General features: G+C 60.6%; 19 protein-coding genes, 2 tRNA genes and 1 pseudogene. 6 read left to right on the plus strand and 16 right to left on the minus strand.

Features of this window, described 5'->3' with window-relative positions:
* Positions 1–94: 94 nt before the first annotated feature.
* Positions 95–1,209 (plus strand): IS3 family transposase gene (locus ACCQ03_RS13595; protein ID WP_370512609.1). Its coding sequence is split into 2 segments (ribosomal slippage): positions 95–347 and positions 347–1,209, totalling 1,116 coding nucleotides; the frame shifts between segments, so codons are not numbered across the junction.
* Between the two features lie 489 nt (positions 1,210–1,698).
* Here ACCQ03_RS13595 and ACCQ03_RS13600 read toward each other — a convergent pair.
* Both ACCQ03_RS13600 and uvrB read right to left on the minus strand, forming a co-directional pair.
* Positions 1,699–1,773 (minus strand) — tRNA-Val (locus ACCQ03_RS13600).
* Between the two features lie 93 nt (positions 1,774–1,866).
* Positions 1,867–3,888: an excinuclease ABC subunit UvrB gene (gene uvrB, locus ACCQ03_RS13605; RefSeq protein ID WP_150146549.1), complete on the minus strand. Its 2,022-nt coding sequence runs from the start codon at positions 3,886–3,888 to the stop codon at positions 1,867–1,869.
* Between the two features lie 137 nt (positions 3,889–4,025).
* Between uvrB and ACCQ03_RS13610 the strand changes: the two genes are divergently transcribed.
* Positions 4,026–4,568: a GspH/FimT family pseudopilin gene (locus ACCQ03_RS13610; RefSeq protein WP_057679711.1), complete on the plus strand. Its 543-nt coding sequence runs from the start codon at positions 4,026–4,028 to the stop codon at positions 4,566–4,568.
* 46 nt (positions 4,569–4,614) lie between these two features.
* Here ACCQ03_RS13610 and ACCQ03_RS13615 read toward each other — a convergent pair.
* From ACCQ03_RS13615 to grxD, 12 genes are all read right to left on the minus strand, one after another.
* Positions 4,615–4,691 (minus strand) — tRNA-Asn (locus tag ACCQ03_RS13615).
* 60 nt (positions 4,692–4,751) lie between these two features.
* Entirely contained in the window at positions 4,752–5,159 is a 408-nt protein-coding gene (locus ACCQ03_RS13620) for a type IV pilin protein (RefSeq protein WP_057679718.1), read from the minus strand.
* A gap of 32 nt (positions 5,160–5,191) precedes the next feature.
* The gene (locus ACCQ03_RS13625) at positions 5,192–8,938 is read right to left on the minus strand and encodes a pilus assembly protein (protein WP_372359823.1); all 3,747 of its coding nucleotides are present in this window, start codon (positions 8,936–8,938) and stop codon (positions 5,192–5,194) included.
* 10 nt (positions 8,939–8,948) lie between these two features.
* Entirely contained in the window at positions 8,949–9,476 is a 528-nt protein-coding gene (locus tag ACCQ03_RS13630; RefSeq protein WP_057679719.1) for a pilus assembly PilX family protein, read from the minus strand.
* A 2-nt stretch (positions 9,477–9,478) separates the two neighbouring features.
* The gene (locus ACCQ03_RS13635; RefSeq protein WP_209227521.1) at positions 9,479–10,639 is read right to left on the minus strand and encodes a PilW family protein; all 1,161 of its coding nucleotides are present in this window, start codon (positions 10,637–10,639) and stop codon (positions 9,479–9,481) included.
* 5 nt (positions 10,640–10,644) lie between these two features.
* The gene (pilV, locus tag ACCQ03_RS13640) at positions 10,645–11,124 is read right to left on the minus strand and encodes a type IV pilus modification protein PilV (RefSeq protein ID WP_057679713.1); all 480 of its coding nucleotides are present in this window, start codon (positions 11,122–11,124) and stop codon (positions 10,645–10,647) included.
* Positions 11,121–11,639 (minus strand): GspH/FimT family pseudopilin, encoded by a 519-nt coding sequence (locus ACCQ03_RS13645; RefSeq protein WP_081022786.1) that lies wholly within the window; start codon positions 11,637–11,639, stop codon positions 11,121–11,123. Before ACCQ03_RS13645 ends, pilV begins: the two co-directional genes overlap by 4 nt.
* Positions 11,640–11,763: 124 nt before the next feature.
* Positions 11,764–13,149, minus strand: coding sequence for a nucleotide 5'-monophosphate nucleosidase PpnN (gene ppnN / locus ACCQ03_RS13650; RefSeq protein ID WP_209227520.1), 1,386 nt, complete (start codon positions 13,147–13,149; stop codon positions 11,764–11,766).
* Between the two features lie 106 nt (positions 13,150–13,255).
* A complete protein-coding gene (locus ACCQ03_RS13655) occupies positions 13,256–16,480 on the minus strand; it encodes a TonB-dependent receptor (protein ID WP_209227519.1) in 3,225 nt (1,074 codons plus the stop codon).
* Positions 16,481–17,101: 621 nt separating this feature from the next.
* On the minus strand, positions 17,102–17,701 hold the full coding sequence (locus ACCQ03_RS13660; protein WP_003485603.1) for a YhgN family NAAT transporter: 600 nt from the start codon (positions 17,699–17,701) through the stop codon (positions 17,102–17,104).
* Positions 17,698–18,441 carry an SDR family NAD(P)-dependent oxidoreductase gene (locus tag ACCQ03_RS13665; RefSeq protein ID WP_057679716.1) on the minus strand — a complete coding sequence of 248 codons (744 nt, stop codon included), beginning with the start codon at positions 18,439–18,441 and terminating at the stop codon, positions 17,698–17,700. The genes ACCQ03_RS13660 and ACCQ03_RS13665 overlap by 4 nt, the downstream gene beginning before the upstream one ends.
* The gene (gene grxD / locus ACCQ03_RS13670; RefSeq protein WP_003485599.1) at positions 18,438–18,758 is read right to left on the minus strand and encodes a Grx4 family monothiol glutaredoxin; all 321 of its coding nucleotides are present in this window, start codon (positions 18,756–18,758) and stop codon (positions 18,438–18,440) included. Before grxD ends, ACCQ03_RS13665 begins: the two co-directional genes overlap by 4 nt.
* Positions 18,759–18,879: 121 nt before the next feature.
* Here grxD and ACCQ03_RS13675 point away from each other — a divergent pair, with 121 nt between their 5' ends.
* Entirely contained in the window at positions 18,880–19,458 is a 579-nt protein-coding gene (locus ACCQ03_RS13675) for a superoxide dismutase (RefSeq protein ID WP_057679717.1), read from the plus strand.
* Between the two features lie 141 nt (positions 19,459–19,599).
* On the opposite strand, the pseudogene ACCQ03_RS13680 reads toward ACCQ03_RS13675, so the two are convergent.
* Both ACCQ03_RS13680 and purE read right to left on the minus strand, forming a co-directional pair.
* A pseudogene (locus ACCQ03_RS13680) lies at positions 19,600–20,750 on the minus strand (5-(carboxyamino)imidazole ribonucleotide synthase).
* The gene (purE, locus tag ACCQ03_RS13685; RefSeq protein ID WP_017156106.1) at positions 20,747–21,250 is read right to left on the minus strand and encodes a 5-(carboxyamino)imidazole ribonucleotide mutase; all 504 of its coding nucleotides are present in this window, start codon (positions 21,248–21,250) and stop codon (positions 20,747–20,749) included. The pseudogene ACCQ03_RS13680 and the gene purE overlap by 4 nt, the downstream one beginning before the upstream one ends.
* A 58-nt stretch (positions 21,251–21,308) precedes the next feature.
* Between purE and ACCQ03_RS13690 the strand changes: the two genes are divergently transcribed.
* The 3 genes from ACCQ03_RS13690 to ACCQ03_RS13700 all read left to right on the plus strand — a co-directional run bounded on the left by ACCQ03_RS13690 (position 21,309) and on the right by ACCQ03_RS13700 (position 23,584).
* Positions 21,309–21,578 (plus strand): Trm112 family protein, encoded by a 270-nt coding sequence (locus ACCQ03_RS13690; protein ID WP_017156105.1) that lies wholly within the window; start codon positions 21,309–21,311, stop codon positions 21,576–21,578.
* Positions 21,575–22,462, plus strand: a complete 888-nt coding sequence (gene nadC / locus ACCQ03_RS13695) for a carboxylating nicotinate-nucleotide diphosphorylase (protein ID WP_057678317.1) — start codon at positions 21,575–21,577, stop codon at positions 22,460–22,462. Before ACCQ03_RS13690 ends, nadC begins: the two co-directional genes overlap by 4 nt.
* 63 nt (positions 22,463–22,525) lie before the next feature.
* On the plus strand, positions 22,526–23,584 hold the full coding sequence (locus tag ACCQ03_RS13700; RefSeq protein WP_150146555.1) for a DUF2272 domain-containing protein: 1,059 nt from the start codon (positions 22,526–22,528) through the stop codon (positions 23,582–23,584).
* Positions 23,585–23,829 lie beyond the last annotated feature (245 nt).

Here is a 23,829-nt window from a genome sequence, read left to right on the forward strand (position 1 = left end):
ACTCCGATCGCCTGGCTTACGCGTAAGCTCCCCAGCCTGACAGACACCGCATAAGTGGATATTTCTGGCATCGTTACCTCAGCCAGGAGGTTCTATGCGCACCTCAAAGTTCACCGAGACGCAGATCGTCGCGACGCTCAAGCAGGCCGACGCCGGCGTGCCGGTCAAGGACATCTGTCGCCAGGTCGGTATCAGCACAGCGACGTACTACCAGTGGAAGAGTAAGTACGGAGGCCTGGAGGCTTCGGAGCTGCGGCGGGTCAAGGAGCTTGAGTCGGAGAACGCCAAGCTCAAGCGGATGTACGCCGAGTTGGCGCTCGACAATGCGGCCATGAAGGATCTCATCGCAAAAAAACTCTAGGGCCGGCGCGCAAGCGCGAGGCCGTGCGGTACCTGATCGAGGTACACGCGCGGCCGCTGCGTCGGTCCTGTGCATGCGTCGGGCTTGCACGTGCGGCGTGGTATGCGCCACCGCTCGACTGGACAGTACGCGATGCCGAGTTGATCGCGGCGATCGCACGTGTCGTCGAAGACCGCCCCAGTCGCGGCTTTTGGAAATGCAGCGACGTACTGCGCAGGACGCGACCTGACTGGAACCCGAAGCGAATCTATCGCGTGTACAAGGCCATGCGGCTCAACCTGCGCCGCGCTGCGAAGCGGCGGCTTCCCAAGCGCGAGCGTGTCGCGCTGTATGTCCCAAGGTTGCCTGATACCGTCTGGTCGGTCGACTTCATGAGCGACGCTCTGGCGTGCGGCCGACGCTTCCGCACCTTCAACGTGGTCGACGACTTCAACCGCGAGGTGCTCCACATCGAGGTGGATACGTCGATCAACTCGCATCGTCTGGTGCGCGTGTTCGAGCAGATCAAGCACGATCATGGCCTGCCGCAGGTCGTGCGTTCCGACAACGGACCAGAGTTTCTGGGCGACGCATTTACCAGCTGGCTGAAGGTCAATGGCGTGGCGATCCAGTACATCCAGCCCGGCAAGCCGAACCAGAACGCCTTCATCGAACGTTTCAACCGCACCTTCCGGGAAGAAGTGCTCGACCAGCACCTCTTCACCCGCCTCGACGATATCCGCGAAGCTACCCATTGGTGGATGATCGATTACAACGAACAGCGGCCCCATGACGCGCTCGGCGGCCTAACGCCGACCGAGTACCGCAACCAACACGCCAGAAGGTCTACTTTTGGACTGTCTGCTTGACGGGGGAGCTTACGTACGGCCTGAAGCACCCATTCGCGGCAAAAGCCCCCATCAGCCGAGCGCTACACAGTCACCCCGCGACCATCGATCAAGCCACTGTTCCAAGATAGGAAGAGAGCGGCGCGGGGAGTTCATCGCTCGGATGGGGCGAGACTCGCTGGCGTCTCGCCCCATCGGCAACGTGTAGATCAGATAGATGGCGCAGCACGATTCGGCATCGCCATGGCAACGCCGCGCACCTGGGCGGGATTTTTTGATCGCAGCCAGCCACTTTCATAGGCGACGGGCGCCTCGGCATCGTCAGTCGACAAGCGACGCGCAGCGCAAGCACATATGCAAGTGCAGAAAGGCTGGGATTTAAGTTCAGCAGACCCGGGCTGACGCATGCCAACGCTGCGAGAGCGTTTGCTTGGGATCACTTTGGGTCAGTGGCAGACGTTGCTGCCGATATTGAATCCACTCAAGACCCTGTGCCATCTGGACTTAGAGTGGTGGGCGGTACAGGGTTCGAACCTGTGACCCCTACCATGTCAAGGTAGTGCTCTACCGCTGAGCTAACCGCCCGAATCCTGCTTCAGCATTGCGCTGTGCAGGGCGCGCATTCTAGCGCAGGGATTTAAGGACTACAAGCCCTTCAGCAACCCACTCCCCCCTGCCCTAGCCCAGACTTACCGCTTTCAACTTCTGGATCTGATCGCGGATTTGAGCCGCGGCCTCGAACTCCAGATCCTTGGCGTGCTGATACATCTTCTGCTCCAGACTCTTGAGCTTGCCGGCGATTTCCGCAGGCTTCATGGCACGGTAATCGGGCGCGTCCTCTGCGACCTGGCGCGATTTCGAACGACCCTTGCCCGACTTCTTGTCGGCCGCATCGTCGCGCGCGCCTTCCATGATGTCGGCGATCGGCCGTTCGACGGATTTCGGCGTGATGCCATGTTCCAGGTTGTACTCGACCTGCTTCTCGCGGCGACGATCGGTCTCGTCGATTGCCGCCTGCATCGAACGCGTCACCTTGTCGGCATACAGAATGGCTTTGCCGCGCAGATTGCGTGCGGCACGGCCGATGGTCTGGATCAGCGACCCGGTCGACCGCAGGAAGCCTTCCTTGTCGGCATCCAGGATCGCCACCAGCGAGACTTCCGGCATGTCCAAGCCCTCGCGCAGCAGATTGATGCCCACGAGCACATCGAACTTGCCCAGGCGCAGGTCGCGAATGATCTCCACGCGCTCGACGGTGTCGATATCCGAGTGCAGGTAGCGCACCCGAATTCCGTGTTCTCCCAGGTACTCGGTGAGGTTCTCGGCCATGCGCTTGGTCAACGTGGTCACCAGCACGCGATCGCCGAGCTTGATGCGCTCGTGAACCTCGGACATGAGGTCGTCGACCTGCGTACCAACTGGTCTGATCTCCACCACCGGGTCGATCAGACCGGTTGGGCGCACCACCAGCTCAGTGACTTCGCCGGCAGACTCGCGTACCTCATAAGGACCCGGCGTTGCCGAAACATAGATGCTGCGTGGTGAACGCGCCTCCCACTCTTCGAAACGCAAGGGTCGGTTGTCCAAGGCGGACGGCAAGCGAAAACCGAACTCCACCAGCGTTTCCTTGCGCGAACGGTCGCCCTTGTACATCGCACCGATCTGCGGAATGGTCACATGCGACTCATCGATGACCAGCAGTGCGTCCGGCGGCAGGTAGTCGAACAGGGTCGGCGGCGGCTCGCCCGGCGCCTTGCCGGTGAGATGCCGCGAGTAGTTTTCGATACCGTTGCAGAAACCCACTTCGGCCATCATTTCCAGATCGAATTGCGTGCGCTGGGCCAGACGTTGGGCCTCGACCAACTTGTTCTGCGCGTAGAGCTGTTCCAGGCGTTCTTTCAGCTCTTCCTTGATGGTGTCCACCGCACTCAAGGTGCGCTCGCGCGTCGTGGCGTAATGGGTTTTCGGGTACACGGTGTAGCGCTGCAACTTGCGCAAGGTTTCGCCCGTGAGCGGATCGAACAACGTCAGCTGCTCGATGTCCCCATCGAACAACTCGATGCGCAAGGCTTCGGTATCCGACTCGGCCGGGAACACATCCAACACCTCGCCGCGTACGCGAAAGGCACCGCGCGTGAGTTCGAACTCGTTGCGGGTGTATTGCAGATCGGTGAGATGGCGGATCAACTGGCGCTGATCGATGTGCTCGCCAACCGACAGGATCAGACGCAGCGATAGGTAGTCCTCCGGCGCGCCAAGGCCGTAGATGGCCGACACCGTCGCCACCACCAGCGAATCGCGCCGGGACAGCAAGGTCTTGGTCGCCGACAAACGCATCTGCTCGATGTGTTCATTGATCGAACTGTCCTTCTCGATGAAGGTGTCCGACGAGGGCACATAGGCCTCCGGCTGGTAGTAGTCGTAGTAGCTGACGAAGTACTCGACCGCGTTATGCGGGAAGAACGACTTGAACTCGCCGTACAGCTGCGCCGCCAACGTCTTGTTGGGCGCCATCACCAGGGTCGGCTTCTGCACCTGCTGGACCACATTGGCAATGGTGTAGGTCTTGCCCGAACCGGTCACGCCCAACAGCGTCTGCTTGGCCAGCCCGGCTTCGAAGTTGGCCACCAACTTGTCGATGGCCGCAGGCTGGTCGCCCGCCGGCGAGTAAGGGGATACGAGCTGAAAACGGTCGGTCATTGAGCGGATCTCGGGAGGCTGCACGAATTTACGGAGGCCAGCATCGGTAGAACCCTGACAGCCATTCAAGGGGAGGCAGCGTTACCTTGCAAACAATCAATGTTGAGACTGCTTGCTCCACTTCAAGGAGACGCGCAATGGACGCAGCAGGCTATTTGAGCGCGAGAGGGTACACCGCAGTCCAGTTGCTCATCGTGATGGCGGTCATCGGGATCGGCGCAGCCATCGGCGTGCCCAGCTTCAAAAGCCTCATTGAGTGGCAGCGAGCGACCACCCGCGTGCATCTGCTGACTGCGCACCTTGCGATGGCCAGAAGTCTTGCCGTCACCCAAGGCGAGCCCGTCAGCCTTTGCCCCTCCACTGACGGCACACGTTGCCGAACAGATCGCATCTGGAGCCAAGGATGGATCCTCTTTAAGGATCCAGGGCGCGGCGGGCAGCCGCCAACTTCCGCATCCGTGATCAGAGCGGAGTACGGCTTCGCCACCGGCGGCATCGATATCGTCAGCACAGCTGGACGATCAATCGTTCGCTTCCTGCCGAACGGCCGCAGCAGTGGCACGAATATCACCATAAGCCTCTGCAGCAACGCTAGGCGCCTCGCTGACGTGGTGGTCAACAACTCCGGAAGGGCGCGCACTGTGCGCTACACCAGCCCTACCAGCTGCGCAGCCCGATGAGCGGGCAAACAAAAAGCCGCGACACGTCGCGGCTTTTTGAACATCTTGGCGCCCGAAGTTGGACTCGAACCAACGACCCCCTGATTAACAGTCAAGTGCTCTAACCGGCTGAGCTATTCGGGCGGGGTCCGCATTGTAGCAGGATTCAGACCCGATGCAACACCCTTCGGACGTTTTTTTGCACTACCAACAATCCGATTTGTTGCCCCTTGAGTTGCTCTTGCGAGAAGCCTGATCAATGCTCAAGGTGCCGCACTTGTCGGCGGCCTGGGCAGCAGCCGGCGTTGCCGTGATGACGTATCCGGACTGCGTCTGTTGTGTCAAGGCAAGAGTATAAGCCGCCGTCCCTCCCTCACGCGGCGACACGTTGGTCGGCAGAGTAAAGCCCGAGTATGTGTTCTGCACTGTGTGGAACCGCTCTGCGAGCTGCCCATATTCCACCAGGTCAACCTTTGCCTGTGCGCGCCTCGACTTCCGCACATGTTCGGTGTAACTGGGGTACGCAATCGCTGACAAGATTGCGACCACTGCAACCACAATCATCAGCTCAATGAGCGTAAAGCCACGCACTTGCGCCGCAGTGCGCTTCATAACTTTTGCACGGGAACGTTCGAATAGCATCGTCACTGGATCTGCCTCCACGACTGTCTTCCGCAGGGATAAGGAACATACATCGGCTGCGCGCCAGCCACATTGATTACCATCCAGCAAGAGCTACCACCGGGTGGCAGAGACCCGCCTGTCTCGGAGGGAGTCAAGCGTGGAATTGCTGAAACACCCACGTCTTTCACGGGCGTCGTCCCCTGCGTGGTCAACGACGTCGCCGCAGTGCCGGAGGCAAAAGCTGCCCCGGAGGGAGAGCCGTTTCTTGCGACATCCAGCGCCGCACCACCTGTGCGGGTGTTCAACCCAAACAGCCAGTTGCTCCCCTGAGATGCACAGCCCACGCTGTTGGGATTGGGAACATAAGTGGGTATAAAAACAATACCCGACGCAACACTAGGATTCCCCACCATACGCTCGCCAGCCGGTAGATCCACATACCACCCCTGCCCGCCTGCCACGCTAGAGCCCATCACCAGACTGCGAGATGTACCAGAGGTGGCGATCGAGTTGGCCTGGAGGTTCGAACGCGTAATCGTGCTGGTGACGCTCCCCGTAGCGACGTCGTTGATGCCATACAGAGACTGGATCGCTGTATCGAACGGGTCGTTCTGGAAAGAGAAGCTGCCAGTACCGAAGAACAACGTCACACCACCATTTTCACCGGCACTGGCCACCAGGCCACCCGTGATCGGCTGCCGGTATGTCGCGCCATTCTCGACAGACGTGCGACTGGTGAACAGCGGAACCGTCAGCGCAGTCGTAGTGTTGCGCAAATCGAATTTCCAAATAGCTCCCTTTTGATCGGCAGCATAGACAGTATCTGCGTAGCCATCACGCACTCTTTCCGACTGGCCCGTGCCGCCCCACCGATCAACAACCACGATATTGCCCAAACCGTTGCTACCAGAGACAGTACTGCCGCTCTCGGCAGCTTCAATCATCGTTACGGTCGGCGTGCCTGTCTTGATATCCACAAGAAACAGGACAGCCTTCCCGCTAGCGCTGTTGTAGCCGTTGCCGAAGACCGCCTTCCAGGTCACCGTGCCATTCGAACTCAAGATCGGCACGATGACTGGCTTGCCGAGCACAAATCCGATATTGGCACGTATGGCAGCGGACAACGAGCTGTCGAGATCGCTAATCTCCCAAAGCCGGCTAGCCGCAGTCACACTGGTAGGCGTCGTAACGTCCATCGCAAAAACACTTCGGCCGCCAGCGCCAGCAGTGCCGACTAGGCTGGTCTTCCATGCGCCGCCGTAGTAGGTGTCGGATATGGCCAAGGGCCCATCGACATAGTAGCGGTGACCGAATTTCTGATCGCTTTGATTGGCCGGGTCATACGGCAAGAGAAGATTCCCCATATGGCCCAGTGCGGTCGACGGGATATATGCAAAACGCTCGACCCCGCCGTTGGAGGCCATAACGCCATCGCCATTCATACCACCGTCGAAACCGTGCAGCATTCCATCATTGGCCCCCACATAGACCATATAGTTACGGCCGGCCTTTTTCGTATTCAAATAGGCCTGATAGGTAGCCCCAGGGTTGCCCGGCAGGCTTCCGTAACCATAATCATCCAGTGGACTACTGATCACGGGAGTCGAGTTGACGATGTCGCCCAGAACAGTCGTTCGGTCACGCAAGCGACCTCCGCTTCGCACTTCTCCAGACGCGTCCCCGCGCAAATATGCAGTCGCCGTCGCTGCATTCGCCCCAAGAGTTGCAAGATCCAAAGCAGTGCACAAGGACATGCCCGGGTAAAGCGCAGTCGACTTGGTGCAAAGATCCGACAAAGAGACATTCGTCTCGTTGAACGCCGAAACCACCCCGGCCTTGCTCACCAACACATTACGCGCTGCAGCGGACGGCATGCGCGCGCTAGCTTCCCATGCAGCAGTGCTGACCGCTACGCGGGTCTGCGGGTTGACCGAGACAGTGTACCCGGTGAGCCGCCCAAACCAGTCTGTGCCCTCATTTGCAATTTCATAGTTCGGGGCAACCGAGAAGGATCCTACGCCGATGCGGGCACCACTCTGAGCCAGAGTACCTGAAGGCGAAGAGCCCGCCGTCACCGACGAAAGCACACGTCGCATTGCTTGAGTGATTTCGGCCGGGGTCCGGGCGTTGATGTACTGGCCACGCGTGTTCGTAGCCGCATGCCAGATATCGTCGACAGTGCTTCGCTCATCGTTCTCGCGAGGCGGCCAATTTTGATAAATCGCCGGGGTCGTGTACGCGTCCTGCACAACATTTGGATTGAAAAGATTACCTCGTGCACCCAAAGTAATGCCATAGAAGTTAACATGCAGATTCTTCTGACAATCCAGCCTTACACTTGCATTAGCGGTGTTGCATGAACTCGGAACGGGCACCAAACCAGAGGGCATATCCGCTCGAATGGGAGAACCACCATTTATATTATTGTAATACTTGGCAGCAATGTCGCCCATGGTGTTATCGTACGTGTCGGCAAAAGGAATCCCCATATTCCCGTCGCCGCTCGCGTTACTTACGGATGGGCCATCCTGATTACTGTATCCATCCGTAAACAGCATGACCGCATTTTTTTGGCATGCCAACTGCACAGGAGCTGCACTATCAGTCCGCTGAAACTGGATACCAGCGGCGTTGACCGCCTGCCGATTTGGCGTTCCGCCACTAGCGGGCAGGGCTAGAATCGAATTATACAGGGCGGTCTTCTCACTTTGCGTACCCATGTTGCGCATAGGCAATTTTTCATTAACCGAGTCATAACTTGCGCTCTGGTTAATCCTAAAAAAACCAACTCGCATATTATTAACGTTAGCTAACGACCTGGTCATGCCAGCAATGATTGCTCGATTTCGATTTCCATAGAATGAAAACCAATTTGCAAAGTTTTGAAGGGCATCAATATTTGTGGCCTTTATTGTGTACTTCCACATATCGCAGCCAGTACCACATACATTACGCACCCGATCGCGCTGGACCGCATCGTAAGCGGCGGTGCCAGCGAGAAGCGGCCTGGCGTCCGTGTCGCTTGTATAAGGCACAAAGAAAGTCGCCGGCCAGAACCTGATCAGCAGCGTCTGCGAACCACCATTCCAGGTTACGTCGGAAGTCGTTATCTGTTCATTCCCGAAATAAAGATTTCCATTATTATCCTGGAAACGCTGCTTGTATCCAGTACCGCGAGGGAGCACCATTCCGTTCTGAATTCTGAAACTGCTGCTGAAATCATCCCCCATATAGTTGGAAGCAAGCGCTACAGTGGCGCCGGCTTGGAGGGGGTTGATCCGCGTGTTGACCAAATCCGCCTGAGGAAAAGGATTTCCATCGTTATTTATCCACGGGTCGTACTTGACCTCAGGATCGTAATAGGTGGGGTTGTAGGCAGCAGAGCGCGCAAACCCAAGGCTATCCAGGGGTGGGATGCCGCGACGGTTTTCGTCGATACGAACGCCGGGCAGGACATGGTTATAACCACACCCCACGCTTGGCGAATCCTCGGTGTTCAATACGCCCTGAGCAGAAAAGAAGCTGAGTCTAGCCGTGCTCCAGCATCCTTGACCGTCCTGTCCTGGAAACTGGGTCTGAAATGTCATCGAGCCCGAATCGTCCACCGCCATGATGAACGCAGGAGGCGTCTGCACCTGATCGTTCATCGGCGCCTGAGCCAGTACGCCCTGTCCTTGCGCAGCAATCAAGGTGTAGATGAAGAACCCTAACCCGACCGCACCCGTCAGTGCCGAAGCAAGGACCACTTTTTTCGTGTGAGCTGTCATTTGCGTTTCTTCAGAGTTTGAAAACGGTATCTATCGCTGCTTCGGAACTGGCATTATCGTTGTCGTCGGCAGCAACACCGGTAATTTGAAAAACTGGAGATGCTGGATCGACCGGCTGGCCCATCCCGATGTTTGCTTCGCCCTGGATACATTGATCGATCTGACGGACATTGACCGCACGATTGGATGTCTGCGACTGGGCCCATTGCATCGGATCAAAGCCATCGTCGCACACCCGCTTGATGTCACCCGAATTCACCAGACTAGAGGTATCGCTCGAAGACGTGGTTCGATTTGAGATCTTCTCCACAGAATTCTCGGCGTTTCTAACCGTTCCCTCTGCCTCCTCGAACGCACGATTCACTGCGCGATAATTCGACGCCATCTTCTCCTGCATGCCGGAGACTTGAATACCTGCAATGCCGATTAATGCCAACAGCACCAAAATTATCAGCGCAACATATAGGACAGCACCCTTCTCCCGTCCAGACCCGACTCTTGGCATCATGCGCTTTTTGAACACAGGTAGCATTCTCATGATCAATTTCCGAACAATCGGTTACGGAGAGCCACGGAAAGTTCATAGCTGGCCCGATATCGTCCATCATTGGTCGTAGGTGGGATTACCGTTACTCCCAATACACCAAGACGATTTTCGGTACGCTGCGCTGCTGCGACAGCAGGAGTCGGACTGCGCACAAGAACGCCAACCTGCACCTGACCAACCCGCCGCCATTGATTAGCGGCTGCTGCATCGGTTGTAACGGCAACATCGCTGGCAACCCTCTGCACGGTGATGTTGCCGACGGGAGGAGTCTGCGTCGCAATTGTTTCGGTAGTGTCCAATCCATAAAGGAATTGAAGGCTTTCGATGCCTTCTACCAGTTCTTCGCTGGTGTATTGGCCATTACCTCCGGCCCGAGCCCGGCGCAGCGCAGGCTCTCCGGTATCTGGATTGTTGGCGACGTAGTAGACCAGTGATTCCGCACGATAAACCATGGTCTGCCCGGTGGGCTGTACGACATATCTTCCGGCCAGGTTGACTCCTGAGGCCACCACGGTTCCGGCCGTGGTCGTGCCGGCAAAAACGTCGGCATGTGCGCAATCGGCAATTCCGAACAGTGTTGGTGCGGCAACGCCATCATCCGTCAGCCGCGCCCAGCGGGTGGCATCCATTGTCAATGTCGTATTGGAACCCGCCGCCACGATACCCGTCGCAGGGACGCCTTCGGCGGAAAGAAAACGCAAGACGATGATATCGCTACCCGCTACTGGCGCTGGACTGAGGTTCTGGATTGCCGCAGGCAATCCAGTGACAGAACCTGCGCTCGCTCCGATAGTGACCGCTTGCCCGGGAGCAGTACCCGGCGCCTCGTACCCTTGAATTGATACAGAAAAGTCAAGCGGTGTGCCGCTCCCCGTTGTGGCAGAAAGATTGACTCGTGGATCGCCTTGCCCCTTCACAAACTGCGCCTGATCGTTGACACATCCAAAATGCCCGGCCATCCGGATATCACGGGCCAGATAATCCAGCGCGAAGCGCCCATTCTCCTGAGCGCGCGAGGCGCCCTCGGATAGCTGAGCAGCAGTACGCGATGCGGAAAAAATCTGGATGACGCCCAACAGCAGCACCAGCCCGATCACCATCGCAATCATGAGCTCGATCAGGGACACACCCGCATTGCGCCTATACCCACTCATCGCAGTCAAATCTCCGTACGTAGGGCAAAACTTGTAATGGTGTCGGGATTATCCTTATCCCAGCGCTGATCGCCCCAGCTGATCGACACTGTCGCCACTCCATTTACATAAGTGACAGTAGCGGCGGCTTTATCTCCCAAAGCTTTTGCGACCTGACACTGCCATCGCGCAATGTTTTGAGCGACAGGAACCGCGGTGCCGGTGGGGTAAGCGCAGGCGCCCGTCGGGGTAACAGAACCGGCAGCGAACGTAGCAGCAGTGTACTGCGTCACCAGATACCGGTTCGATCGCATTTGATCGGTGAGGTCGTATGCAAGATTGGTCGCCTGCGTCCGGTAATTTGCACTTTGCACGAACCGTACATTCATGGTCTGCAGCAATGCGAACCCCAGCAAACCGAAGGCCAGCACAAGAATGGCGATCAGCACTTCGATCAAAGTGAAGCCCCGCGACGAGCGCGCGTTGAAGCGAGCAAGCTTGCTCATACACAAGTCTCTTTTTTGCTACGAATTTGCCCAGATGCGTTCACAGTTAATGACCGCCTCAGTGGCTGACTACCGCACTGATCCGGCCGGAGAGTGACTTGCTGGTCTGCAGCTGCGCGACGTCGACCACGGGCATCGAAGGCGATTACCGTCCCGCTGGTAGGCCCCTGGACAACGAGCAAGGGATTGCCGGTCGAGTAGCGCAGCACGGTTTCCCCGGCGTCGAAGCTGCCGTTCCCATTAGTGTCGCTCCAAGCCATAACTCCTCCACTCCAGTTGCCGTCGCAGCTATTACCGTTAGAGCTGCCACAGATGCCTCCGCCTCGACCGTTGCGGATGGCCTCGCTTCTGGAAAGATTTAGAAGAGCAATGAGCTCATTGTTGGCGGCAGCCACACGGTTTGATCGCAAAACCCCTTGAAAGCTCGGATAACCGATGGCGACCACGATCGCAAGCACAGCGATCGTTACCATGAGTTCAATCAGAGTGAACCCGCGTGAACGGACAACAGGCATTAGACGCTCCCCAGCGTTGGCCCTAGCAGCTTCGTCAAAGTTCACACCCGACGCAATCGGCCGCGGATGGGCGGTAAAAATGGCCGACGAACGACGTCGGCCAGGCCGTAACTCCGCAAAATCCTTAGGTCACCACCCGATAACAAGGCCGGTAGTCCCCCGAGATCTTCATCCGGCGCTGCTCGACGAAGCCGCGCAGGAGTTCGTCCAGTGCCTGCATGATCTCGGGATCGCCGTGGATTTCGAAGGGGCCGAATTCCTCGATGCGGCGCATGCCGTCTTCCTTGACGTTGCCGGCGACGATGCCGGAGAAGGCACGACGCAGGTCGGCGGCAAGGGCCGGCGCCGGGCGGCCGTGGTGCAGGTCCAGCGCAGCCATCGCTTCGTGGCTAGGCTCGAAGGGCTGCTGGTACTCGAGCGGGATGTGCACGGACCAGTTGAAGTAATACGAGTCTTTCTGGTCCTTGCGGTGTGCGCGCACTCCGTGGACCCCCTCGGCCATACGGCGCGCCACGGCGACCGGGTCGCCGACGATGATCTCGTAGCGCGAGGCGGCAGCGTTCCCCAGGGTGAGGCGAATGAAACGGTCGATCTGCTCGAAGTACGGCGCGGCGATGGTCGGGCCGGTGAGGATCAGCGGGAACGGCACATCCGCGTTTTCTTCGCGCAGCAGGATGCCGAGCAGATAGAGAATTTCCTCTGCGGTACCGACGCCGCCTGGGAAGACCAGGATGCCGTGCCCGATGCGGACGAAGGCCTCAAGGCGCTTCTCGATGTCCGGCATGATCACCAGATGGTTGACGATCGGGTTCGGCGATTCGGCGGCAATGATGCCGGGCTCGGTGACGCCGATGTAGCGGGTATTGTGCTTGCGCTGCTTGGCATGCGCGATGGTGGCGCCCTTCATCGGACCCTTCATGGCGCCCGGGCCGCAGCCGGTGCAGATATCCAGCCCGCGCAAGCCAAGCTCGTAGCCGACCTGCTTGGTGTAGAGGTATTCATCGCGCGAGATGGAATGGCCGCCCCAGCACACGACCAGGTTCGGGTCCAACGGTTGCAGGATGCGCGCATTACGCAGCTGACCGAACACGGCATTGGTGATGCCTTCGCTGGTGTCCAGGTCGGCGCGCTGCGCTTCGAGCTCGATGGCCATGTAGGCGAGGTCGCGCACAACGGCGAACAACAGCTCGGCCACGCCGCGGATGATCTCGCCATCGACGAACGCCATTGCCGGCGCGTTGGTCAGATCGATGCGGATGCCGCGGTCTTGCTGGTTCACCTGGATGTCGAAATCCGGGTAGAGATCGCGTGCGGCACGCGGGTCGTCCGATGCGCTTCCGCTGGTCAGCACGGCCAGCGCACAGCGGCGCAACAGCTCATGCATGCCACCGCTGGATGCGCCGCGCAACCGTGCTACTTCTGCCTTGGACAACACATCCAGCCCACCGCGCGGATAGATCCGCGCATCCACCACCGGCAGCGCCCGTGCTGCCGTACTGCTGAGTTCCATAGCATGCTCCTGTCGTATGCACGGAACTTTAGCGTACTCACCCGCACAAAAGAAAACGGCCGGGAGACCCCGGCCGTTTTTTCAAACATCGACACGCTAGCCGGCTTTAGAACTGGTAGCGGAAGCCCAGCTGCAGCGCCCAGCGGGAGATGCCCTTGTCGTCGTAGATGGTCGCGGCATCCGGCTCGTTGAAGCGGTAAACGTACTTGCCGGTCGCTGCATCGATACCGCCGTATTCAGCGACACCCTTGAAGCCCGGGAATGCGTACTCATCGACGCGGCCCCACTTCTTGTTGAGCAGGTTGCCCACGTTCATGACGTCGACCCAGATCTGCGCCTTGTTGCCATCGAAGAAACCAGGAAGCTCCTGCTCGATGTGTAGATCGAACTGGTTGACCCACGAATTACGCACCGCATTGCGACCGGCAACCTGGCCCTTGTGCGTGGACAAGTACTGGTCATTGTTGACGTAATTCCAGAACGCGTTTTCTTCGGCCGCGTTACGGAACAGCACATCGCCGCGCGCCGCCGGGATATACAACAGGTCGTTGGAGCGACCGTCGCCATTGGCATCGTTGTCGAACGTATAGCTATAGGGACGACCGCTACGGCCTTGATACACAAGACCGACCTTTGTTGCAAAATCGCCGAAGAAATTATGCTTCCACTGCAGCGTACCCAGGAAACTGTCCTTAATTTCGTATGCAGAGGTTGCATTGACCTCTTCATTCGCCTGGAAGGTTGCGGTGTTGAGCAACTGCGAACTCGAAGTGGAACTGGTCAGACCGCTGACTTCCTTCGCGTTCGAGTAGGTATAAGCCAAGCTCCACGACCAGTCGCTGTCATTGAACGGCTTGTTCAAGCCGACAGTGAAACTCTGTGAGCCACCCCGATCGGTGGGGCGCGCAATGATGGCATCGTTGAAGCTCATGTTGCGACCAGCACGAATATCGGTACCGCTGTTCACACATGACGAGCCAGCCGCAACACCCGTCTCGCGGAGACATGCATTACCCAGGGAATTCCAATTAGCCGGATTGCGGCCATTGGCGTTCCAGTAGATGTCACGACCATCCTGGCCAACTGCCGTCGGATTACCGAGATTGAGCTGCTGGTAATAAATCGCTTCCTTGACTTTGGTCACCACGCCTTCCATCGAGGCGACGATGCCGTACCACGGCAACTCGGTATCGAACGCGAGGTTTGCTTTCCAAACGGACGGCTGACTCAGATCCTTGTCAACAAAGTCGACCGACTGCGTGGCGCCCGATGTTCCGCGCGGCTGGTTGTTGATATCCGGCGTGAAGCGGATACCACTGTTGGAGGCGTTATTGAAGTTGTAATCGGTGTAAGCCAAACCCGTATTGGAATACGGGTTGGACAACCAAACCGACGCGGCAGCACCCTGGAACAGACCAACACCGCCACGCAGCTGGGTCGGACGATCTGCATCGAAGGTGTAGTTGAAACCAAAGCGCGGCTGCCACAAGCCATTGCCGTCAATGGTTTCATCATTGCGAAGACCGAATGCGTTGAACGCAGCCTGGTTGAACTGCGGTGAGTTCTTCACCATCGGTTCGTCGTAACGCAGGCCGAAGTTCAGCGTCAGGTTGCTATTGACGGCCCAAGAATCCTGCAAGAACACGCCCACGTTCCGCATGCCCCACTTCGCAGCGATATTATCGATCCCGGTGGGCGAATACGAGTAACGATACGCGTTCGGCAGATTCGCCTGGTAGTTGGCAACCGAATTGAAGGTGTAGCTGCCGAAGACACGCGGACCGTACAAGTTGTAGATGTCGTTGTCTTCGTAGTCGAACCCGAACTTGACCGTGTGGTCATTCAAGAACAGCGTGCCGGCGAAGAACGCGTTCCAGGTTTCGGTGCGCAACTCGTTAGCCTGAGTATTGGCTTCAGTACCAAGATTTAAGGTGTTGTTGCCAAAACGCACAGCGATGGCCGGCAACTGCGATGCCGCAGTACGAACTGCCGAGTAATCGCGATAAGACACCTTGGCTTCGGTCGAGAAAGTATCGGTCCAATCGCTGAACAACTGACCGGTGTAGGTCTCGAGCTCGAAGTCGCGCACATAGTGGTACGAGTTCAACGCCAGCTGGTTGTTGCCGAACCCGTTGAGATTGGCCGTGCTCTGCTCGGACTTGCCATAGCGGAACGAACCACGATGCTTATCGCTGATGTTCCAATCCAGCTTGAAGCCCTTCTCTTCCGAATCAGAATCCAAAGCCGGCAAGGCCAGGGTCCCAGGGTCGAAGCCATAGACATTGCGCGAGATATCGATCACCTGATCGACCTGCGCCTGGGTAATACCGACTTCATTGCTGGCACCAGAACCGGCCGGACCATAGCCACTGTTACCGGTAAACACGCCCTTGCCCTTGTACTTCTCGTAGTTGGCGAAGAAGAACAATTTGTCCTTGACGATCGGGCCGCCAAGGGTCAGACCATACGTCGCTTCGTTGTCGAACAGCTGCGGGCGGATGTTGTTCTGATTCTTGCCCGACCAGTCGTTCTCGCGATAAGTGCCGTAGACCGAACCATGGAATTCGTTTGTGCCCGACTTGGTGACGGCATTGATCACGCCACCGGTGCCGCCACTGATCGTAACGTCGTAGTTAGCCACGTCCACCGAGATTTCATCGATGACATCCATCGAGAACGGCTGGCGCGGGGTCGGCAGGCTGTTGGATTCCAGACCGAAGGCGTCGTTGGTGCTGATGCCGTCGACGCGGATCGCGTTGTAACGCGGGTTCTGGCCGGCGATGGAGATTTCGTTGCGGGCCTTGTCGGTTTGCGCAACGCGCGGATCCAGGCGCACATAGTCCTGCAGGTTACGGTTGATCGATGGCAGCGACTCGATTTCTTCGCGGGTCACGTTGGTGCCAGTGCCCATCTTGCTCGCGCTGAAAATGGCCGAGCCGTAATTGCCGGCGATTGCCTGCACGGTGCCCAGCGTCGCCAGATCGCCGCCCAGGGCGGCATCGACCTGGTTGACCTTGTCCAGATTCAGATACACGCCTTCGCGGGTGGTGTTGCCAGCGCCCGAAGCGGTAATGGTGATGGTGTACGGCCCGCCCACACGCAAGCCGCGCGCGTTATAGCGTCCGCTGGCATCGGTGGTGGCGCGGCTGACCGTTCCGGACTCCACATGCGTGATGGTGACTTCGGCGTTCGGGACGGGCTGGCCGCCACTGCCGGTCACCAGGCCGGCGACGCCAGCCGAGGTGCTTTGCGCAAATACAGGAGCGGCGGCGAGCGCGGCGACAAGGCCAAGCGTCAGCTTGGACATGCGGAGATAACGGGGATGGGTCATTTCGGTAGCCTCGATACAGGTTGGGCAGTGACAAAAAGGCGCAGTCAGCCCAACCGTTCCCGGGGGTGGGCTGCCGATGATCTGGGGTCCCTTGCCGCGCGACTGGTTGCTGCCGCAACGGTTAACAACAGATTAACACGCTAAGGCCTGATTGTGACGACGGCGTGACAAACTTCGCGCACTGCTACATGAACTGCGAAGTTAGGGGCGCAATCGCCAAATCGTGCAAGGTCGCAACCGGAACGAGACGCACGTCGCGCCTCTGGCGCCGCAAAGTCGCGAGATCGGGTCAATTTGCCCAAACGCCCCCATTCGGCCACCGCGTGCGTGCTGCGCATGGTGGCGCCACTGTCCAAGCACCCCACCGAATATGACATTCCACCTGCACTCTTGCGTCACTGACGGATCGGCCTCAAGACAGGCGCGAGCGGCCAGGTGCTGCGCCGTCTTCCTCGTCCAGAGACCATCACGTCGCAACGCCACTTTTCCGGACGCGACGCTGCGCTGGCCGCCGTCACCATGAACCGTAGGCACGTCACCACAGCTGGCGCGGGTTGAATCCAGGCCATCGGCGCACGTCGACGTCCACATGCGACGCGATCGGCAAGCTGCGGGGCTGCGCTAGATCGACACCGGCAGCTTGAAATACGTGCCCAGGCCGTCCAGGAACATCTGTACCGAGATGGCGACCAGCAGCATGCCCATCAAGCGCTCGATGGCCGTCAGGGCGCGGTGGCCGAGCAGTTTGTATAACAGCGGCGCGGCGGCCAGGATCGACGAGGCGCCGATCCAGGCGATCATCAGGGCAAGGCTCCAGTCCCACAGCCGCGTGGGCTCGTTGCTGCCCATGAGCATCACCGCGGCCATGCCAGACGGGCCGGCCACCAGCGGGATGGCCAGCGGCACGATGAAGGGCTCGCCGTCGGGGATCTCGCCCATCAGGCCTTCGGGCCGCGGGAAGATCATGCGGATGCCGATCACGAACAGCACGATGCCGCCGGCGATGGCCACCGACTCCTGGCGCAGGTGCATCAGCTCCAGCGCGTACTTGCCGCCCCACAGGAACGCCATCAACACGCACAGGGCGATCAGCAGTTCACGCGCAAGCACGAAGCGCTGGCGCTTGGGTGGCAGCGGCTTGAGCACGCTGAGAAACACCGGAATGTTGCCCAGCGGGTCGAGAATCAGGAACAGCAGCAGCGCCGCGGAAAGAATGGTCATACCGACGGACTCCAGATCGCACCGCGATGCGTCGCCCCTGCGGCCGACAGCACGCTGACGCATGCAGGTGCGTAACGTGCGGCATCGACCGCGTCGTTGTCTTCGTGATGGGTGAATGCGCGTGCGCGCAATGCGGTGCGCATCGGGCCGGGCTGCAGGCCGCTGACGCGCACCGGGCCGGCGGCGGTTTCATGATGCAAGGTGGCGATCAAGCCGCGCTGCGCATGTTGGGCGGCGCCATACGCCCCCCAATAGGCCCGACCCACACGCGCGGGGTCGTCCACCACGAAGACAGCTGCCGCATCGTCCTGCTGCCGCAACAACGGCAGACACGCCTGGGTCAGCCAGGCACGCGCGGTCAGGTTGACGTGCAGGGTGCGTGCGAAATCTGCAGGTGAGGCCAGTTCGGTTGGCGTCAGGCCGGAAAAGTCGGCAGCGCACTGCAGCAGGCCATGCAGACCACCAAGTTCGGTCTGCAACCGTTGCGCAAGCGTGGCGTAGTCGTCCGGCGTGGCGCCGGCCAGATCCAGCGGATACAGCAGCGGCTCGGCACCCAGCGCTGCCACCGCGTCGTAGATGCGCTCCAGCGGGCGCACCTTGCGACCAAGCAGGACCACCGTGGCGCCTGCAGCCGCACATGCCTGCGCCGCGGCGGCGCCGAGGCCGCCGCCGGCGCCGGTCACCAGCACGACCCGTCCCGACAAGGCGGCCGACTGCGGCTGGGCCTGCACCGAACTCACGGCTGGTACGCCTCGCTGACAATGCGCTTGAGCTCGCCGGCCTCGAATAGTTCCAGCGTGATGTCGCAGCCGCCGATCAGCTCGCCATGGATGAACAACTGCGGAAACGTAGGCCAGTTGGAGTAGCGCGGCAGATTTGCGCGCACTTCGGGCTCTTCCAACACGTTGACCGTACGCAGTTGGTCGGCACCGGCGGCCACCAAGGCCTGCACGGCGCGACTGGAAAACTCGCACATCGGAAATTGCGGGGTGCCTTTCATGAACAGCACGATCGGGTGTTGTTCGACTTCGGCCTGGATCCGTTCCATCACCGGCATTGGACTCTCCTGACTGGGAGCGGCAGGCCCGACCGCCGGGTCGGATAGACTTCCGCAAAGGCGCGCATTGTAAGCCTTCAGCGCGACCTATCGCCGCACTCCCTTCGCTGCCACTGCCATCATGCCGATCGAACACGTTGCACTGCCCTACTCTCGCGCTGCCCTGGAGCCGCATCTGTCCGCCGCAACACTGGAGGCGCATCACGGCGTCTGTCACCGCAGCGAGGTCGAACAGCTCAACGCGCGCATCGAAGGCAGCGAATTTGCTGAGTTGACGCTGGAAGAGATCATCGCGCAGGCGCAGGGCACGCTGTTTCATCTGGCCGCACAGGTGTGGAACCACAATTTCTATTGGCAGTGCCTGCGGCCGCGCGCTGGCGGGGAGCCACTTGGACGGCTGGGCGACGGCATCGCCAAATCGTTCGGCGACTTCGTGCATTTCAAGCAGGAGTTCACGCGTGTGGCGTTGAGCAGCTTCGGCTCGGGCTGGGTGTGGCTGGTGCAGCGCCCGGACGGCGCGCTGGCAGTGGTCGCCACACCCAACGCCTCCACCCCACTCACCGGGCCGGACATCCCGCTGCTCGCCTGCGATATCTGGGAGCACGCGTACTACCTGGACTACCAGCAGGATCGCGCGCGCTACCTGGAGGCGTTCTGGAAGCTGGTGAACTGGGATTTTGTCGCAAGCCGGCTGGGCTGACCTGGCCGCTCAGCGTTCAGACGCAGATGCGGACTGGCTCATCTGCTGGAACATCGCAGAACGGGTCCGCGCCCGACACCGACGCGCCCTCGCAGACGGCGCGCGGCGTCGCATGCGATCACCACCGAGACGCTGCGCGCATCAGCCTTCGTTCAAACGCGCAACCACTGGCCGAGCCTGCGCATCGCGCTGCAGCGCAGCGCAGCGCCGGCATCGCTCACTGCCAGCGCCAGCGCCTGCGCCGTCTCCGCGCGCAGCGTTGCGTGTCCCACCTTGCGTCCATCGCGCGCTTGCTTGCCGTAGTCGTGCCAATGCCCACCGGGCACCGCCAGGAACGCCCTGGCGTCTGGCATCGCGCCCAGCCAGTTGAGCATGCAGGCGTGGCCGCGCATCGCAGTACTGCCCAGTGGCAAGCCAAGCACGGCCCGCACATGATTTTCGAATTGCGAGGTCTCGGCGCCCTCGATGGTCCAATGCCCCGAGTTATGCACGCGCGGCGCCATTTCGTTGGCAAGCAACTCACCGTCGCGCACGAACAGTTCCAGCGCAAATACGCCGACATAGTCGAGCTTTTCCGCCACGGCACGCGCGTGCGATTCGGCCGAGGCTTGTAGCGCCGCCTCCACGCTCGCCGGTGCCAGGCTGGCCGACAGCACACCGTCCACATGCCAATTTTCGGTCAATGGCCAGGCGCGGAATTCGCCATCGCGCCCGCGCACTGCAACCACGCTGACCTCGCGCTGGAACGGCACGAACGCTTCCACGATCAACCCGACGTGCGCCGCCTGTGCGCCAAGCGCGTCCCACGCTGCATCGGCATCGGCGAGCGACTTGATACGGAACTGGCCCTTGCCGTCGTAGCCGAAGCGGCGGGTCTTCAGCACGCAGGGCGTACCGATCCGCGCAAGTGCTGCGTCCAGGCCGGCGCGGTCGTCGATCGCGGCAAACTCGGGCACCGGAATGCCGAGCTCGCGGAACAGGGTTTTTTCGCTGAGCCGGTCCTGCGCAACCGCAAGCGCAGCCGGACTCGGAAACACCGGCACCTGGGCGGCAAGTTGCTGCGCGCTGGCGGCCGGCACGTTTTCGAAATCGAAGGTGATCACGTCCACCTGCTGGGCGAATGCGGCCAGGGTCGCCGCGTCTTCGAACGCGCCAACCTGCAGCGGTGCCACCTGGCCTGCGCAGGCATCGGCTGCCGGGTCGAAGACCGCAAAGCGTATGCCCAGCGGCGCCCCAGCCAGTACCAACATGCGCGCCAGCTGGCCGCCACCGAGAATGCCGACCGTGCTCATTGGCGTGGGTCGTCGCTGGCCATGACATCGTCGGTCTGTTTGGCGCGGAACTGCGCCAGCGCCTGACCGACCTGCGCCTGCTCGGGCGCCAGCATGGCCGCCGCAAACAACGCCGCATTGGCCGCACCCGCATTGCCGATGGCGAAGGTCGCCACCGGAATGCCGGCCGGCATCTGCACGATCGACAGCAGCGAATCCATGCCGTTCAGCGCCTTGGACTGCACCGGCACGCCAAGCACCGGCACTGCGGTCTTGGCCGCCAGCATGCCCGGCAGGTGCGCCGCGCCGCCGGCGCCGGCAATGATCGCGCGCAGTCCGCGTTCGCCAGCCTGCTCGGCGTAGGCGAACAGGACGTCCGGGGTACGGTGCGCCGAGACCACCTTGACTTCGTACGGCACGCCCAGTGCGTCGAGCTTCTGAGCTGCGTGTTGCATGGTCTCCCAATCCGAACGGGAACCCATCACGATGCCGACCAGCGGCGCGGAGTGGTTGGAGGTCATGGCCCTGCCCTGCGGTAAAGACGTATTCTAGCCAATCTCCACGCAAGACAAGACTTCGATGGATCGCAAATTGCTCGACCTGCTGTGCTCGCCCGACACCCGCCAGCCGCTTTCGCTGCTCGACGGCAAGGGCCTGGAAGCACTCAATGCCGCCATCGCCGGCGGAACCCTGCAGCGCGCCGACGGCGCCGCGCAAACCCAGCCGCTGCGCGAAGCGCTGATCACCCGCGACCGCAAGCAGATCTTCCGCGTCGACGACGGCATTCCGGTGTTGCTGGCCGAGGAAGCCATCGCCACCGCACACATCGCCGACTTCCCCGAGAAGTGAGCCTGACCGTGCGCACCAACGTGCCGGACGCGCCACCGGCCGAATCGGTCGACGCCGACGTAGCGCGCGCCCTGGCCGAAGACATCGGCAGTGGCGATGTCACCGCTGCGCTATTGCCCGACCAGGCCGACAGTGCCTATCTGCTATGCAAGCAGGACGCGGTGATCGCCGGACGCCCCTGGTTTGATGCCACGCACCGCGCGCTCGACCCGCAGGTACGCATCGACTGGCAAGTGCATGAAGGCCAGCACGTCGGAGCCGGCACGGTGCTCGCGCTGTTGCAGGGGCGCAGCCGTAGCCTGGTCAGTGCCGAACGCACCTCGCTCAATTTCATGCAGACGCTGTCTGCCACGGCGACCACCACCGCGGCATATGTGGCTGCGGTGGCCGGCACGCGCGCGCGCATCCTGGACACACGCAAGACGCTGCCTGGCCTGCGCGCCGCGCAGAAATATGCCGTGCGCTGCGGCGGTGGCGACAATCACCGCATCGGCCTGTTCGACACGGTGATGCTCAAGGAGAACCACATCCGCGCCGCCGGTTCGTTGAGCGCGGCCGTGCATGCCGCACGCGCGCAGCAACCGCAGCTGCCGCTGGTGGTCGAAGTGGAAACGCTGGAACAGCTACACGAAGCACTGCAGGTTGGCTGCACACGCATCCTGATCGACGACTTCGACCAGGCAATGCGCCGAGAAGCGGTGCGTATCGTTGCTGCATTACCGCCGGAGCGACGCATTCCGCTGGAGGTCTCCGGCAGCGTGGATCTGGGCGGCATTCGCGCCATTGCCGAAGACGGAGTGGACTGCATTTCGATTGGCGGGCTCACCAAGCACGTGCAGGCAGTGGATCTGTCGCTCAAACTCGGCCCGCCGCCAAAGCGCTGATTTCACGCGTGCGCGCAGCCGGCTCTGGCAGCCTGCTGCGATTGTTTCCGTGCAGGACCTGCAATGACCGTCAAACCTTGGCCGTGGATCTGCTTCTTGCTGGCAGGTATCGGAAGCAGCGCTGCGGCTGCGGAAGTGTGCGATATCCCGCCACGGTTCGGAACGAGTCCCGCCGCGATCGCCATCGTGCGCAACGCCTGCAATGAGCATCGACTGTGGCAACGCCCGTTTATCGATGCCAAGGGTCGCCTGGCCAGCCTTGGCGTTACCGAAGCCGAATCGGGCTATCTCGCCGATCATGCCGTGGTCGCCTGGCAACGCGTTGCAGGCTACTGGCGCGACAGCGGCACGCTTGCGTCGATGGGCGGACGCCCCGGCGCATCGAGTTGCGCGGCACTGGATGGTACGCGCTACACCGCCAGCGACTGCCGGGCATTCCTGATCGACAACCCATGGTCGGCCGCTTTCATCTCCTGGGTAATGACGCAATCGGGGTTGAGCGGTTTTCATCGCTCCGCGCGCCATCTGGATTACATCCGCAGCGCCTACAACGACGGCGCTACCGGCCCGTACCGGTTCACCGATCCTGCAGTCGAGAAGCCGGCGCCAGGCGATCTGCTGTGTCTGCTGCGCGGCCGCAGCACTGCGTTGGGCTATGCCGGCCTGAAAGCCGCGCTGGGCGGCAGTGCGCCGATGCCGTGGCAGTCGCATTGCGATGTCGTGGTAGCCGCCAATGTCGGCGGCGATCGCACGTTGTATCTGATCGGCGGCAACGTCTTCAACACGGTGATGATGCGCAAGATGCCGCTGGATCGCGCCGGCCGCGTGGTGTTGCCAACACCGCAATCGGACAGCAGCCAGGATCAGAACGAAGACAGCTTGGGCATCGCCAGCGAATGCACGCCGGCGCACGAAGAACTGTGCGACTTCAATCGCCGCGACTGGGCCGCACTGTTGAAACTGCGTCCTGATGCGGCAATGGTTGCGCCGGCACCGACCGCGCCGCTGCCCACACCCGACACCGTGCCTACAGAACAAACAATGCCGCCGGGCTTCCCACGCGTCGTGCCACCACGCCCGGAAGCCCAGCCTGCGCCGACACAACAACAGCAACCTGAGTAAAGACGGATTCCAAGCCCCTCTCCTGCGGGAGAGGAGTTGGGGTGAGGGTACGTGACGGAGGCTTCGCTCAGTTCACAGCACCAGGCTCCGCCCATACCCTCATCCGGCGCTACGCGCCACCTTCTTCCGGTGGGAGAAGGAACAAAGCTGCTGGCGACGGGTGTGGGTAGGACGAGGCCGCAACGCCGAAGCGGCACATCAACTGCACGATGCGGCGCACCTTGTCCGACGCCATGCATTTCCTC

It is taken from the genome of Xanthomonas sp. NCPPB 3569, from assembly GCF_041475645.2.
GTDB lineage: Bacteria > Pseudomonadota > Gammaproteobacteria > Xanthomonadales > Xanthomonadaceae > Xanthomonas > Xanthomonas phaseoli.